Below are 13,828 nucleotides of genomic sequence, written 5' to 3'. Positions count from 1 at the left end.
CATTTGATCGGAGTCCGTTCGTTACATGCGGCAGGACCTCGCTCACAATTGCCGGCAGATTTGCGACCTGCCGCCCCCGGAACACAAAAGATGAATCGCGCTTTGTATTTCTCAGCTATCCTATCGACGCTGTCTTGCTGGAATGGCGCTACCGCCCACGACACCGAGTCGGGATGGATCTATCCACCCGCTTGCTGCCGAGGGGACAAAGAACGAGGCGATTGCCACGAAATTCCGAGTACCAGCGTGAGCACCGGTTCTGACGGTTTCAGAGTGCTGCTCAATCCGGGCGACCATCACCTCGTCACAAAGCAACACTTCTTCCGAATTCCGTATGGTGACACCATTCCGTCCGGAGACAGTCATTTTCACATTTGCTTGCACCCAACCGAAGACCACGCGAACTGCTTCTTTGCCCCTCCTTACGGATCTTGATTTGCGAGGCATCGAAGGCGCCGCCTGCGGGCGGGATGCTGACAGTCAGCTTATTGTTGGAGGCACCACAAAGCAGCCAGTGGGTTGGACGACCTCACCGGTGAGCTCACCCATGCGCTCCGTCTTGACCCTCGAGCAGAGCGGTCCTACAAGACAGACCATGGCAACACACCTCTGATTGGCCGCGCCTTGCGGCCTCGAAAGCACAGTCCTGCACGTCACCGCGGGGCCACTTCCCCTTGCCAAGCCCAAATCAGAGATTTTCCAATGCCCACGCTCTACCTCACTTGCGGTCTTCCCGGTTCGGGGAAGACGTCGCTCGCCAAGATCATCGAACATGAAGCATCTGCCCTCCGTCTGACCGGAGACGATTGGATGCACAGGCTTTACCCCGGCATCTCTACGCCGGAAGCCGAAACTGGTCCCTGCCGTGGTAGAGTCGAGAGCCGACAATGGCAGATCGCTCTGCGTGCCATCAGGCTTCAGTGTAACGTCGTCGTGGATTGGGGAGTGTGGTCACGGGCAGAACGCGACACCTGCCGGGAGGAAGCTCGCGCAGCTGGTGCCCGCGTCGTCCTCTGCTTCCTCGACGTTCCCTTTGATGCGCTTTGGGACCGGGTCTGCCGGCGAAACGCCGCGCTTCCTGCCGGCACGTTCGACATTTCGCGGGCGGACCTGCTTAGGTGGTCAAAGCTGTTCGAGCCGCCAACCGCCGAGGAGTTGTCGCTTTACGATCGGCAAACCCATCCAGCCATCACCGCCCTTGAATGAAACGCCACAGCGCCGGGGGTATTCTCAGTCTGCGTCGTCGGCGGGTCCGGGCCAGCTCGCTCGTGAGGACGGCCGCCTTCTTCCCCGAGGCGCCGGAGCATGAGACGGTGGCGGAGCTGTTCCTGCCGTTGAGTGATTCATCTTCGAAAGCGGATGAAATGATCCAATCCATTGTCACCCATTGACGTGAACAAGTTTCACCCCAATACGGTCAGGCCAGCCAGACGACAACAGGAGTGTAATCGTGAGCGAACCGACCGTAGCAGATGCAACAAACCGCATTTATGAGTCGCTCCAGGCGGACAACGCCGACATCGATGTGCATATCGCGGCCCTCAAGGCAGCGTTGACGCGGGCGGGTTTGAAAGAGGCCGTATTCGACCCGGCTAGACTCGTGCAGAATAACCGTTCCGGCAGGAAGCGAATGGAGGCCTACTTTCGCCAGCGCGGTGTCATGGTGAAATTCTCAGCCTCGTGAAGCCTTGCTATGAAGGCAGACGGCTGTAATCATCCTCAGTGGGGGCTGACACCACGCATTGGCGTCGGACGCGAATGAATGTCGCGTCGAAGTAACCCGGCTCGTATCGGCCCTTGGTGGCCGAGAGGGGGCTGCTTGCCCTTTCCCGGCGCTCGGCGAGCGGGTGGGCGATGAGAGTTGACCGAATGTGGACTCGCTGGAATACAGGGCTGCCGACGTCAGAGGGGCCGAATCCCTTCCGCCCATGACATGCCGAACCACACCGCCGAATCTGGCGCCTTGCTCCACTCGATCAAGGTGTCGAGACCTGCCGTCACCGCGTCTCGTGAAAGCCCGGTCGCCACGATGTCGTCGATCGCTTCGTCGACGATGCTCGCAATGTTGCGAACCACATCCTCGAAATCGGGATCACCCGCGCAACCGCCGAAGAAGACAAGCGTGTTACGGCGAGGCCGCAGATCCGCCTGGTGAAGCAACTGCACGAGGCGACGCCCGATGATAGGGTCGTTGCGATGCCTGTCATAGGTGCGCTGATAAGCGTTCCAGATCGACGAGAACCCCGGGGGTTCTGGCCATAGCCGCAGACCGTCGTAATCGTCATCGGACAGGATCACACGACCACCCGGCCGCACCGCGCGCGCCATGTTGCGGACGACCTGCAGCGGGTCGGGTATGTGCTCAAGGACGAAGCGAGCATGAGCGACATCGAACTGACCCAGTTCGTCGTCGCGAAGGGGCGGATCGAGGACATCGCCCTGCCTCATCTCGATCTTTGCGGTCTCGTCGTCGGCCGCCGCCTGGCGCAACGCCTCGGCGATCTGTTCGGGACTTCGCTCCAGCCCGAGCACCGGGACGCCGGTGACCCGTGCCATCATCCGCGAGTACTGACCAAGGCCGGCTCCGAAATCAACAACGCGTTCACCGGCGGCGAGCTGTGCGGCATCGATACACCGCTCGTTGAGCCGCCTGTTCAGTGCGGTCAACCGCTGTTGCTCTGCCTCGCTCGATCCATGCGTATAGTGGGATGATGACATTCGCTGCCCCCGCTGAATGGCGCGACAACGGTGCCAGAATTCATGCGGGAGTCAATGAGGTCGACTGGAGGTACCACAAAGCAGCCAGTGGGTTGGACGACCTCACCCGTGAGCTCACCCGCCGGAAGCCGATCGATGAAGTTATCAAGCTTGGATTTGCGAACCTGCTGAAGGCGCATGGTTTCAAGAAGTCGGGACGCAATTGGCACCGAGCCGATGGGGAAAACTGGCTGGTCGTGAATGTCCAAGCGAGCAGTTCGAATTCCGGCGAAAATGGAAAGTTTACTGTCAATCTCGGAGTCTACGCGGCGGCTGTTGCAGCGCTTGCAGGACAGGTCGCAATCAATGGAAAACCCAAAGAATATGACTCGACAATTCGGGAACGGCTAGGGAGCCTCGCCTATGGCCAGGATCATTGGTGGGCGATTGAGTCAGGCTCAAACTTGAATTTGATATCCGCTGATCTCGTCGAAAAAATGCGGTCCTTCGGCATCCCATGGCTAGACTCGCATCGTGACATGCAGCATCTCGCTGCCGCCCTCCGGAATCGCCCGTCTCTGCTGTCAATCAGCGCAGCTTGGCTGGTAGGGGATAAAGACGAAGCAATTCGGCGATTGCGAGAGGCGATAGAGCGCAGACCTGCCGCCAAAGAGCATTTCGTACTTGGGCAATCAACAATGGTGTTGCGCTCTGACCGAATCTGGACACGTGGTCGTCTCTTTGGGAACCCTGACATGGGGCTCAGCGACGGGCACCGACCCCGTCACTGCTTTTCCTGCCAATACCTTTGCCAGAGGTCGAGCCTCAGCTTCAGCGGATCTGCTCCGAACGTCACGCCGTGATTGGTGAAGTCGATGACCCTATGGACGAAGGGGTCGTGGTGAGGCCATTTTGGCCGTGAGCCTCCATTGGGGTCACCGCTCGTTGCAAATTGGACCCAGTAGGCACTCGCCAATGTGGCCATGGCCCAGTCGGCAGGCGTCACCTTGTCTTTCACCAGTGCGTCTGGAATGTTGAGCGTATACGGAATTTCAAAGCCGTGCAGAGCGCCTTTCCATGCCGGATCGTTGCGGAGAGCCTCGGCGACATAGGAGAAACGATACCACCACGTCGGCTGACCAGCGCGGATCATCTCGTCAGCGAGGTGGCGGGATGGTTCGACAAGTGTTTTGTCGGCCAGAACCTGCTGCTTCAGCTCATCGAGCGTCTGTTGGCCGGTCGGATCGTAGAGGGTGCGGGCTTCGGCAGCATGCTTCCCGAACAGCGCGAAGAGATCGTCTTTCGTCGCGGCCTGACCGAGACCGAGATCTCGATTATTTGCCCCGACGATGACGGGAACCGGCGCCTGACGGCCTGCCGCAAAAGCCGCTTCCGGCGTTTCGAGCAAAAACTTTCCGTCAATAATCGGGCCTGAGACGCCGATGACGGGCTTGCCGGTCGACATTCCCGCCAGCACGTCATGTGCCGATGCACCTTCGGTCAGCTTTTCCGCAGGCAGCGCCCGAAGGGCCGTGAGAGCGTCGGCATCGCTGCCATTGATTCCGAGAGAAGCCGCATAGTCCAACGCGGTTTTCTCTGCTTCTTTCAACGTTGACAAAGGCGTACTCTCAGCACGCGCGGTAGGCAGGCCCGGTGACTGTAGGATGGCGCCGCGGAAAAATCCCCGTGACAACGGCGATATCATGTGCGCCATCACCGAGCCGCCACCGGCCGACTCTCCGAATAGGGTCACTTTCTTCGGATCGCCGCCGAAGGCTTCGATATTTTGCCGGACCCATTTCAAGGCTGCAAGCTGGTCCATGTAACCATAATTGCCGACGGGCTCGTCAGGGGATTCCTTCATCAGCGCCGGATGGGCAAAGTACCCCAATCGGCCTACACGGTAGTTCATGCTGACGAACACAACTCTCCGGGCGGCCAGCTGGTCACCGGGATACTGAAGGGTGTTTCCCTGGGCAAGAGCGCCGCCATAAATCCAAACCATCACCGGCAGGGGTGTCCGAGAACGCTTGGCGGGTGTCCAGACATTGAGGGTCAAACAATCTTCTGACTTCGGCAGGTCATCGGTCTGCATGCAGGACGGACCGAAATCGCGGGCATCCTTGATACCGCTCCATGTCTCCGCCGGTCTCGGATTGCGCCATCTCAGATCGCCCACCGGCGGTGCCGCATAGGGTATGCCCTTGAAGCCGACGACCGTGCCCGACCTCTCACCTTTCAGCATTCCGCTGTCGATTGTAACGGTGTCGTCTGCCGCACCCAATTGTGGCGCCAACGTCAGTAGACACGATGCGACGGCCAAAAAGAGCAGAAACGTGCGACGGCCGTCCGCAAACACTGCACTCTCCAGCGCCAAGTTGAGACAGTTTGGGAGCAAAATACTCCCATGGAGCGGCAACGAAAAGGGTCCGTCAGACGTCGATCAGAGTCTGCTATTGCTCCACGGCGGGTTCCGGCTCAACCCGCTGGGAGATTGGCGAAAACGGATCCCCAACCTCCGTCATCCCAGGCCTTGAGCCTGGGATCCATGCCCGTTGCTGATGGAGGCCGAGGTGGATCCTCGGGTCAAGCCCGAGGAAGACGGAGCGTGGGGTGAGCTTTGCGGCAAGTACACCGCCAACAACTGTGAAAATCCACCTATCTTTCGGGCTGGTCTCTACCGTCCTGAGGCCGATGGGAACGGAGAGGCTGCCGCAAGTCTCTTCTCCCCTCGGGGAGAAGGTGCCGGCAGGCGGATGGGGGGCCGCCCGGCACACCCTCCCGTAGAACCTGACCTGCAACGCCGTGCCCCATCACACAGTAGAGACAATGCCGCAGCGGCCGAAGCCCGCATGGACGTTGTTGAAAGACCGGCTTCCGCGGCCCCCTCATCCGCCCTACGGGCACCTTCTCCCCGCTGGGGAGAAGAGGGAATCGAGATGTCGCAGCATGCCCCTCGCCCGTTTCCGCCCGTGTCTCCAGGCCGCGGCACGCAGGCCGGCGTGGATCCTCGGGTCAAGCCCGAGGAAGACGGAGGGTGGGGTGAGCTCTGGGGCAATACAGCAATGGCGACGGGTAATGGGCGAATTTTCGCTTCCGTCGCTGTATCGCGTCAGTCGAAGTCTAAGACCTCGCCGTAGGGCTTGCCGCCTAACCCCTTGGCAACATACCATTCCAGCCACGCGGGCTCATCAATCGCACCGTGCTTTTTCAGGGCTTCAAACAAAATCCCGGCAAGCCGCTCGGGCTTGGGAACCAGCCTTTTGTCGACCACGAAACAGTCGAGTCTCTTGTGGGGGAAAAAGCCTTCCGCAGGAATCCTGGCGTCAGTGATGAAAAAACGTGCGACACGCGCAGAGACCTGACCACCCGCCTTGTGCCGTGTGACATGGTAGATGCTGCCGGAATCAGAGCCTCCTCCGCGAGAAAATTCGACGTAAAGTTCCGGCGACAGGTCGATGTCGTTCATTTGCAAATCCTACAGCAGAAGCGAAGCGCAGGCCAAAGGGTTAGCGCAAAAAGTCTCTGCCTTCCATATATCGGGCTCGGCAAAGCCAAGGCTGCTTCGTATGGCTCTGGGAGCCGCCCACGGGCCTTACCTCACCCCATCACCCACCCCTCGCCCCCCGCAACGCCGTCAATCCCCTCCGCAGCCACAGCAATTGCTGCGGCGGCATCTGGCGCAGATGGTCGTAGTCCATCACCGTCACGTTATAGACCATGCTGCGCACCTGCGGCCCGTCGGGGCAGCGGAGCAGGATGCCCTGCAGGGCCATCATGCGGTTGCTGGCCTTGCGGGCGCGGTCGGCGAAGGTTTCGGTCTGTTCGCCTTCATGGCCTTTGACTGAGAACAGCGATTGCGCCCTCGGGCTCGGGGCCGGGATGCCTGTGGTCTTGTGGTAGCGGGCGATCGTCTCGGCATAGTCGTCGCCGGCCTGGCGCTGTTCGGCGGTGATCAGGCCGTCAAGGAACATGCGGCCGAGGGTGTAGCCGGCAAAGGGGCTTTTGACCGTCTCATCGGCAACCGTCCGGCCGAAGCCATGGATGCGGCGGCGGGCGGCGACCGCCACGCTGATATTGTCCTTCTCAGTTTCGAAGGGCTTGATCTTGCCGCCGGGAAAACGCTCGACGTTTTCCTTGCGCGGCCGGCCGGCGCCCTTGTTTGTCCGTCCTGTCTTCACCTTGGTGGCTTTGCCGCCCATGCTGATCGTCCTTCTATCGAATGATGCCGTTTCTGAGTGCCGCGGCGACCAGCGCCGTTTCCTTGAAGACGCCGAGCTTCATTTTGGCGTTGGCGATGTGGGTATTCACGGTGATCGGCGAGATGCCGAGAATGGTGCCGATCTCGGAGGCGGTCTTTCCCTCCGCCATCCAGCGGATCACTTCGGTTTCGCGTGGGGTCACCGGGCTCATGGCTCCGCAGGCCCATCGATGCTCGGCACGCGCGGCATCGTCACATGCGCGCCCGACAGGGTCACCCGCGTCACGCGGTCGGGGTGGCGGATCGGCTGGACGGGCGGGCCCGCCTTCGGATGCGGATGCCAGGTGTCCTGCCTCGAGGGGAACCTGTCGCGGTTGCGGTGCGCCATGTTGATGACGGTGTTCTTCTTCGAGCCGAACAGGTTGGCGATCTCTCTCGCCGACAGCCCTTCCTTCCAGAGCTTTTCCGCCTTGACGATCTTGTCCTCCGTCCAAAAGGTGATTGTCACTTGGTAGCCTCCTGTGCGTCCCACGCGGCGCGGGCGATGATCGGGTTGTCGGGAAACATGCGGGCGAGCTCCCGCTTGGCGTTGCGGCTGCCATTGGCCGCATCGCGCAGCAGCTGCATCTTGTAGGCCGGCACTTTCGGCCGCGGCACCTCGGGCTCGGCTTCCAGGCGCGGCCGGCGCTCGGCCTCGATCGCCGCCTGCTGATGGCGGCACTCCTCGGCAAAGCTGGCACTGCTCGGGGCAAAGGCGCGGTTATGGTCCCTCACCTGGCCGGAGATGAAGCGTTTGGCGGCCCGCCAGACCGCCTCTGCCGGCAGGCCCTCGACGGCGACGAGATAGGCGCGGATCTGCATGTCGGGATCAGTGCCTGCGGATGCCGGGAAGCCAGAAAGCATCCCCGAAATGATCTTCACCAGAGGGGAAATCTCGTGCGGCATCGACTGCTGTCCTTCTCACGCTGCTGTTGATCGACCCGGCCTCCCTCGCCTTCTCCTTGAGGTACCAGTCGCATTTGATCGCCTGCCAGCCGCGGAAGATCTGCATCTCGGCGGCGCCGACCGGGTCGCCGGTCATCAGATATTCCCTGGCCTGCATCCGCGCGGCATAAGCCGTCAGCGGCTTCTTCAGCGTGCGCTTGCGATGCTCGATGATCGCTGCCGCCAGCTCCTCGCCCAGCACCGGGCGGAGGATCTCCATGATCTCCTCACTCATCGTGTCCTTAGCCATGCGATGTGCCTTTCCTGCTCGCGGCCGTCACGACCCCATGAATGGTTGGCCTCAAACCCGCAGCCTCCGTCGCCCGCCGGGCAAAATTGACCGGGGTGCCGGGCCTCACAGTGCGGCGGGGAAACCGCCTGATCTCTGAGCCGGCATGGTCCTGCTGGGCGGTGTCGCCCTTTTCCGCACTTCGAAGCCGGTGGATCTCGATCTCCACCGAGGGCACCGACGTCCCGAGAATGACGGCGATCTCGATATAGTCCCGGCCAGTGCGGAAGAGCTCGAGCGCGTTCATGTGCGTGCTTTGCTGCGCTGGCGCGACCTCGACCTGGAAGCTCATCGCTTGATCCTTCTTTCCGATTTCGAACGCGGCCCGCCGTTCCCGCCGGAGCGGGTGGCTCGTCCCGTGCTTGATTCAAATTCATCGATGACGACCGGAGCCGGCTCTTGCGCGAGCAAAGGCTCCGGTCGTCTGCCAGGCCGCCGCCTGGGTCGGACGCGACAGAGTCGCGCCGGTGGGCACGGCATCGCCGCACCCGCTCGGCGCGACAGAGTCGCGTCCGAGATGCTGGCGTCGCCGAGGGAGGGCGACGACGTCAGCGGCCGATAGCCGTCAGGGAGGGGCTGGGCTATCGGGGTTGGTGATCGACAGAGCGCCGGGCGGGATCATCGTCTCGCTAATCTCTTCCGGGCGCGTTGGCCGATCGCAGTTCTCACAGTGGCGCTCGATCACCTCGGCAATCGACAGCGCCTTGCCGCACACCGGGCAGCCGATGTAGCGGGCACCGCGGCGCTGGAACTCGCCGGCGGCTGTTGCGGTGAAGATGGTCATATCGATTCCACCTCCCGGTTGGCATTCAGCACCTGCTGCAGGGCCTTGGCGAGGAAGGGAATATCCTCGTTGCGAACTGATATCACCGACATGCGCCCTCCCCTTGGGCCTTGCGGCCGGTGAATGACGACGCCGGCCGGCATCACGTCCATGGCGAGCCGCTCTTCCGAGGAAATGGTGAACCTCATGGCGTCGTCTCCCCAGCCGCGGAACGTGGCCCGTTGTTGAATGATGTCGGCGCTTGTCATGTCGATTAGGGTACAATTAATACCCGATATGTCAAGCACATTAGGGCATGACATGTACCTTATTTTAGGGTATTTTTTATATCATGTTGAAAGATCAGGAACAATTTGAACGCGAAGAACGCGCAAAGCGCCTCGTCATGGCCCGGAAGAATGCGGGCTTTGCCGGCCCGAAGGCGATCGTCGATCGGTTCGGCTGGAATGCGAATGTCTACAAGGCGCATGAATCCGGCCGCAACGGCTTCGGCATTGCCGATGCGAAGAAGTATGCCCGCGCTTTCAAGGTCAATCTCAACTGGCTGCAGTTCGGAACCGGCAATGCGCTCGATCCGGATGAGCTGCCCGCCTCCGTCGCCGATGTGCCGAAAATCTCCTGGGTCAGCGCCGGCCAGCTGAGCGAGCAGGCGCCGATCACCGATTTTTCGGAATTCCCGACGGTCGCCGCCCTCGACCTGCCCGATGGCGAATGGATCGCGCTCGAGGTCGAAGGCAATTCGATGAACAAGATCTCGCCGCCGGGCTCGATCATCTTCGTCAATCTGCGCGACAAGCGCCTGGCGCCGAACGCCCTCTATGTCGTTGCCGACGAGACGGGCGCCGCAACCTACAAGCGCTATCGCCCAAACGACGATCCGCCCTTCCAGCCCGCTTCCTACGAAGACGTGCCGCCGCCGGAATTCCAGGGCGCCGTCACCATCGTCGGCCGCGTCCGCCGATCGATCATCGAGATGTAAGGGCGACAGCGCAAGGCTCGGAAATAACGTCGCGAATCAATCATATTTCAACAGGGAAAACAGGATGATACGCCCTTCCTCACGCGCCGGCCGAATCTGGTTCTATATCGTCACACTAGCGGTGTTGCTCCTGGCGTATAGCGCCGCACGAGAGATGTACGGCCTGTAGGATTTCGCTCCGAAGCTCGCCGACCCCAACCGGGATCGCGAGGTATATCGAGACGATTCATCCCCTGAAACCACAAATTGTGGAAGCTCCGGATGCCGTTCGCGCACCACCCTCGTCACCGCCGCCAGGATGAAACGAATGGCGGCGGGGAGAACATGTCCGTCGGCAGCTTCTCTTTCCATGGACCTTAAAAGTTCGGTGATCCGAGACCCGCATCGATCACCCCGTCGGTGATTTCGATTTCGTGCCGCCGACCTCCTTTTTTTGTTTTCATCATCTGCTCCAATTTCAGTTCTCTATCCTATCTCTTAGGCTTAGGAGGAGAAGGTTCCTGAAGGCTGGTGAGGGAGGGTTCCGGCCAAAGCTTCCCCCTACCCCATGAGCAAAGCCCATGAAGCCGGGAGAGCATTGGCCAAGTCCTGAAGGCCGGAGCCGGGATGGGACACGTGCCAGAGGGGCCATTCGCTTCGCCCTCGTCCTGATTTTCTGACAGCGCACTTAAGGACTTTCGCTTCCCGCGCCGCTGGGCTTCGTCAGCTCGGGAGTTGCACCCGGTCGCCCAATCATCTGCCCCAGACATAGACCTATGATTCGTACCTCGTCAATCCAAGGGGTATTTTTTATACCTTTCACGGTTGACGCGATCGGGTATTATTAATACCTTTCTCTCACAACTCGATCAGAGGCGCGAGAGGACAGGCGATGCAGCACATCCGCAAAATCGAGACCGAGGAGAGCAAGCGGGATGCCCGCTGGAATGGCGCGCAGACGATCGGCGACTGCCGCGCCTATATGGCGATCGAGGCCCAGCGCATGGGCGCGCTTGGCTTCGCCTTCCTGCGCCGTCCCGAACATTCAATCCGCGGCCCATCCTGGCTGCGCGGGGCGGCGGCGTCCGTCGAGGAGCATTACCGCTATGCCCGCGAGATCATGGGCATCGCCAGTAACGATCAATTCTACGCCTGAGGGGAACGGAGATGTCTGCCGCCAACCTTACACCTGCTTCAACCGAGAGCCCTCCCCTTCCTGCCGCCCGACAGGCCGGGACAGCCGAAAAGACCCGCGCCAAGGCCCGCGTCACGGCCGGGGCACCCGATCTCCTGAAGGCGCGGTGGAGGCCGAACGCTTTTTCGACGGCAGCGACGATCACGGCTGCCCCCTTCACCAGAAGATCCTCGCCGCCATCGACACGGTGAAAGGCGGTGCAGCATGAGCGATTGCGTCATCAAGGCCTTTTCCGGCTGCGCCTGCCCGCCCGGCGAATGCGCGAAAAAGCCCGTCACCCCGGCGCCGGTCACCTTCGTCTCGTGGCGAACCCAGGCCATCGCCTGCCTCACCTTCGGCTTCCTCGCGGCGATCGTATCGGCCGCCTGGATGGAGACGCAGTTCAAAACCCGGGATCTGCGAAACCAGGAACAGGTATCATGGAAGTGAGCCATGGCTTTTGCCGACACCGCCGGTCAGGAGCTGAACTTGATGTCGCTCGCCTTCGCCGCGGTGATGAATGCGCGGCGCACCTGCTCGGGCCCGGCGGCATCATTGAACACATCAAGCACAAGCCGTTCGGCCACCTTGGCCGCCGGCGTCTGCTCGGGCCAGTCATTCAGCAAAGTGTTGCCCGCCTGCACGACATTGTAGACGGTTCTGGTCTTCCCATTGATGGTGATTTTCACCGGTTTGAAGCTTCGTCGCTTGCTCATGATGCAGCCCCTCACGCTGGACACGCGACTCAACGAATCACTTGGGGACTCGTTCCGGTTGAGATGACGAGATGAGTCGGAAACGCTGGAAAAGACGTATCGCCATCGCCGCCGGGCGTGTGTCACTGGCGCTGATCTAGCACACCAGACAACACGGCATGCGGGAAGAAGGTCGGCGGGTTTCTCTAACACATCGCCAGAATTTGAAACAAATTGTGTTGTGCAGATGTTTATTTCATATACCCGAGCGAGCCTGGGGGTTTTCGTTAACTTCTTTCTGTGTGCAATCTCTCCCCGTGGGGACTCAACTGCTGAAACCATTATGACCAAGGCGCTGATCAACTCGGATATGATTGTGTGGGCCGCTGATCGCGCCGACATGAACGCCGAAACACTGAGCCAGAAACTGAAGGTCGACCTCGACCGCGTCATCAGTTGGTTTGACGGCACTGATCAACCGTCGTTTGCACAAGCTCAAAAATTGGCAAAGTGTCTCCATATTCCATTTGGGTTTCTCTACCTCAAAAAGCCGCCCCCAGAGGATTTACCCATCCCGGATCTTCGAACGGTCGGCGGGGATCTTGCAACCAAACTCGACCACAATTTCCGCGACCTGCTGAAGGACGTTATGTTCAAGCGGGATTGGTACAGAGATTTCTGTATGGAGATCGACGGAGACGAACTGCCATTTGTCAGCAGCTTTGACCTGACGGCCGATTCGAGAAACGTGGCAGATGACATGAAGCGCGTCCTCTTCCGCGACGAGGGCCTCGATCTGAGGGCAGTCGCCAACTGGGAGGCATACCTCACGCTACTCATGAAAAAGTCGGAGGACGCCGGAATCTGGGTCATGCGCAACGGTGTTGTAGGTAGCAACACGTCGCGTGGGTTGTCCGTTTCGCAGTTCCGCGGTTTTGCGATCAGCGACAAAGTCATACCTTTGATATTCATAAATGGCGCGGATGCGAAAGCAGCTCAGATTTTTACATTGGCTCACGAGCTTGCCCATATTTGGCTTGGTGAGAGCGGCGTTTCCAATGTGCAGATCGGAGATTCCGATTACGGGACCCATCGCGCCCTTGAGCGGAAATGTAATCAGATCGCGGCTGAATTCCTCGTCCCGACTGATCAATTCAAAGCTCGCTGGGTCGAAAAGATCCCAGCCGGGTCGAACATTGACCTGAATACCAGGCGCTTCAAGGTAAGTCGCATCGTTATCGCCCGCAGGGCTTACGACTTGGGGCTTATTTCTGAAGATGATTATAAACGGTATTACGCGATCGAAAGCAAAAAATGGGAAGAGGACAATGGTAGTGGCGGCGATTTCTACAAAACGCTTCCTGTCCGGAATGGTGGCCGGTTTACGAACTCGGTTGTAAATGAAGCTGTTTCCGGGCGCCTCCTGCTCCGGCAAGCCGCAGCTCTGCTGAACACGCAGCCAGGCTCAATCATGAAATTTCACTCGCGCAGACAGGCCGCTTGATGAAGCTGCTCCTCGATTCAAACATCTTTATCGAGGCGAAGAATCGGTATTATGCGTTCGATATATGCCCAGGTTTTTGGGAGTGGATGGACAATGTCTGCGGGACAGACGTTGGCACCATCGTGAACGTGCGAGACGAATTGTTTGAAGGGAAGGATGATCTCGCTGCGTGGGCCAAAGAACGTCGTGATGCGGCATGGTTTCTGCCTGTTGATGACGCGGCGACTCAGGGGAACTTTGCAGCTGTTGTGGATGCCGTTGCCGGTGGCGGATATAAGGATGCAGCAATCGAAAAGTTTCTGGCAAAAGCCGATCCATGGCTGATAGCGAAGGCTATAACCATTGGTGCCACAATCATCACTCACGAAGTGATCGAACCACATTCGAAGCGTCGAGTTCCCATACCAAATGTCTGCCAAGTATTCGGAGTACCCTGCGTCAACACATTCGATGCACTCCGGAAATTTTCGACAATCTTCAAGTTGGGATAGAGACCAACCGTCATTTTCGCCGGACATACATGTATAACTCCAGGTCGGATG

19 protein-coding genes and 2 pseudogenes are annotated in these 13,828 nt (G+C 59.8%); 9 read left to right on the top strand and 12 right to left on the bottom strand.

Going from position 1 to position 13,828, the window contains the following annotated elements; translation table 11 throughout:
• Window positions 1-702 precede the first annotated feature (702 nt).
• Window positions 703-1,206 carry an AAA family ATPase gene (locus BA011_RS01205; protein ID WP_065279134.1) on the top strand — a complete coding sequence of 168 codons (504 nt, stop codon included), beginning with the start codon at window positions 703-705 and terminating at the stop codon, window positions 1,204-1,206.
• A gap of 241 nt (window positions 1,207-1,447) precedes the next feature.
• Window positions 1,448-1,684, top strand: a complete 237-nt coding sequence (locus BA011_RS01195; RefSeq protein WP_027685648.1) for a hypothetical protein — start codon at window positions 1,448-1,450, stop codon at window positions 1,682-1,684.
• Window positions 1,685-1,902: 218 nt separating this feature from the next.
• Here the strand turns inward: BA011_RS01195 and BA011_RS40910 are convergent, their stop codons facing one another.
• Entirely contained in the window at window positions 1,903-2,667 is a 765-nt protein-coding gene (locus BA011_RS40910; protein ID WP_237352540.1) for a class I SAM-dependent methyltransferase, read from the bottom strand.
• Window positions 2,668-2,708: 41 nt separating this feature from the next.
• On the opposite strand from BA011_RS40910, the gene BA011_RS40905 reads away from it, so the two are divergent.
• Window positions 2,709-3,560 carry a DUF4304 domain-containing protein gene (locus tag BA011_RS40905; RefSeq protein WP_151343366.1) on the top strand — a complete coding sequence of 284 codons (852 nt, stop codon included), beginning with the start codon at window positions 2,709-2,711 and terminating at the stop codon, window positions 3,558-3,560.
• Here the strand turns inward: BA011_RS40905 and BA011_RS01180 are convergent.
• The 10 genes and pseudogenes from BA011_RS01180 to BA011_RS01135 all read right to left on the bottom strand — a co-directional run bounded on the left by BA011_RS01180 (window position 3,482) and on the right by BA011_RS01135 (window position 9,143).
• A complete protein-coding gene (locus tag BA011_RS01180; RefSeq protein ID WP_065279132.1) occupies window positions 3,482-5,056 on the bottom strand; it encodes a carboxylesterase/lipase family protein in 1,575 nt (524 codons plus the stop codon). The genes BA011_RS40905 and BA011_RS01180 overlap by 79 nt on opposite strands.
• A 753-nt stretch (window positions 5,057-5,809) precedes the next feature.
• Window positions 5,810-6,166, bottom strand: coding sequence for a hypothetical protein (locus tag BA011_RS01175; RefSeq protein WP_065279131.1), 357 nt, complete (start codon window positions 6,164-6,166; stop codon window positions 5,810-5,812).
• 139 nt (window positions 6,167-6,305) lie between these two features.
• Window positions 6,306-6,899: a hypothetical protein gene (locus tag BA011_RS01170; protein ID WP_065279130.1), complete on the bottom strand. Its 594-nt coding sequence runs from the start codon at window positions 6,897-6,899 to the stop codon at window positions 6,306-6,308.
• A 13-nt stretch (window positions 6,900-6,912) separates the two neighbouring features.
• The gene (locus BA011_RS01165) at window positions 6,913-7,110 is read right to left on the bottom strand and encodes a helix-turn-helix transcriptional regulator (RefSeq protein WP_065279129.1); all 198 of its coding nucleotides are present in this window, start codon (window positions 7,108-7,110) and stop codon (window positions 6,913-6,915) included.
• Window positions 7,107-7,406: a GcrA family cell cycle regulator gene (locus BA011_RS01160; RefSeq protein ID WP_027668500.1), complete on the bottom strand. Its 300-nt coding sequence runs from the start codon at window positions 7,404-7,406 to the stop codon at window positions 7,107-7,109. The genes BA011_RS01165 and BA011_RS01160 overlap by 4 nt, the downstream gene beginning before the upstream one ends.
• Entirely contained in the window at window positions 7,403-7,801 is a 399-nt protein-coding gene (locus tag BA011_RS01155; RefSeq protein WP_065279128.1) for a hypothetical protein, read from the bottom strand. Before BA011_RS01155 ends, BA011_RS01160 begins: the two co-directional genes overlap by 4 nt.
• Window positions 7,767-8,132 (bottom strand): hypothetical protein, encoded by a 366-nt coding sequence (locus tag BA011_RS01150; protein WP_065279127.1) that lies wholly within the window; start codon window positions 8,130-8,132, stop codon window positions 7,767-7,769. Before BA011_RS01150 ends, BA011_RS01155 begins: the two co-directional genes overlap by 35 nt.
• A gap of 51 nt (window positions 8,133-8,183) precedes the next feature.
• A pseudogene (locus BA011_RS01145) lies at window positions 8,184-8,463 on the bottom strand (sigma-70 family RNA polymerase sigma factor).
• 273 nt (window positions 8,464-8,736) lie between these two features.
• A complete protein-coding gene (locus BA011_RS01140) occupies window positions 8,737-8,955 on the bottom strand; it encodes a hypothetical protein (RefSeq protein ID WP_065279126.1) in 219 nt (72 codons plus the stop codon).
• Complete coding sequence (locus BA011_RS01135) at window positions 8,952-9,143, bottom strand: hypothetical protein (protein ID WP_065282359.1); 192 nt, start codon at window positions 9,141-9,143, stop codon at window positions 8,952-8,954. Before BA011_RS01135 ends, BA011_RS01140 begins: the two co-directional genes overlap by 4 nt.
• A gap of 143 nt (window positions 9,144-9,286) precedes the next feature.
• Between BA011_RS01135 and BA011_RS01130 the strand changes: the two genes are divergently transcribed.
• The 4 genes and pseudogenes from BA011_RS01130 to BA011_RS01115 all read left to right on the top strand — a co-directional run bounded on the left by BA011_RS01130 (window position 9,287) and on the right by BA011_RS01115 (window position 11,537).
• Window positions 9,287-9,934, top strand: coding sequence for a S24 family peptidase (locus BA011_RS01130; RefSeq protein ID WP_011650846.1), 648 nt, complete (start codon window positions 9,287-9,289; stop codon window positions 9,932-9,934).
• A gap of 871 nt (window positions 9,935-10,805) precedes the next feature.
• On the top strand, window positions 10,806-11,069 hold the full coding sequence (locus BA011_RS01125) for a hypothetical protein (RefSeq protein WP_065279125.1): 264 nt from the start codon (window positions 10,806-10,808) through the stop codon (window positions 11,067-11,069).
• A gap of 11 nt (window positions 11,070-11,080) precedes the next feature.
• Window positions 11,081-11,316, top strand: a pseudogene (locus tag BA011_RS01120) (hypothetical protein).
• Window positions 11,313-11,537 (top strand): hypothetical protein, encoded by a 225-nt coding sequence (locus BA011_RS01115; protein WP_065279124.1) that lies wholly within the window; start codon window positions 11,313-11,315, stop codon window positions 11,535-11,537. Before BA011_RS01120 ends, BA011_RS01115 begins: the two are co-directional and overlap by 4 nt.
• Window positions 11,538-11,563: 26 nt before the next feature.
• On the opposite strand, the gene BA011_RS01110 is transcribed toward BA011_RS01115, so the two are convergent.
• A complete protein-coding gene (locus tag BA011_RS01110) occupies window positions 11,564-11,803 on the bottom strand; it encodes a DUF982 domain-containing protein (protein ID WP_003546088.1) in 240 nt (79 codons plus the stop codon).
• A 322-nt stretch (window positions 11,804-12,125) separates the two neighbouring features.
• Here BA011_RS01110 and BA011_RS01105 point away from each other — a divergent pair, with 322 nt between their 5' ends.
• Both BA011_RS01105 and BA011_RS01100 read left to right on the top strand, forming a co-directional pair.
• Complete coding sequence (locus BA011_RS01105; protein WP_065279123.1) at window positions 12,126-13,286, top strand: ImmA/IrrE family metallo-endopeptidase; 1,161 nt, start codon at window positions 12,126-12,128, stop codon at window positions 13,284-13,286.
• Window positions 13,286-13,777 (top strand): DUF4411 family protein, encoded by a 492-nt coding sequence (locus tag BA011_RS01100; protein ID WP_065279122.1) that lies wholly within the window; start codon window positions 13,286-13,288, stop codon window positions 13,775-13,777. Before BA011_RS01105 ends, BA011_RS01100 begins: the two co-directional genes overlap by 1 nt.
• The last annotated feature ends 51 nt before the right edge of the window (window positions 13,778-13,828 follow it).

The sequence above is a fragment of the Rhizobium leguminosarum genome (genome assembly GCF_001679785.1).
Lineage (GTDB): Bacteria > Pseudomonadota > Alphaproteobacteria > Rhizobiales > Rhizobiaceae > Rhizobium > Rhizobium leguminosarum_R.
The sequence above is the reverse complement of the archived record's forward strand: the minus strand, read 5'-3'. Positions and strand labels throughout refer to the sequence as shown.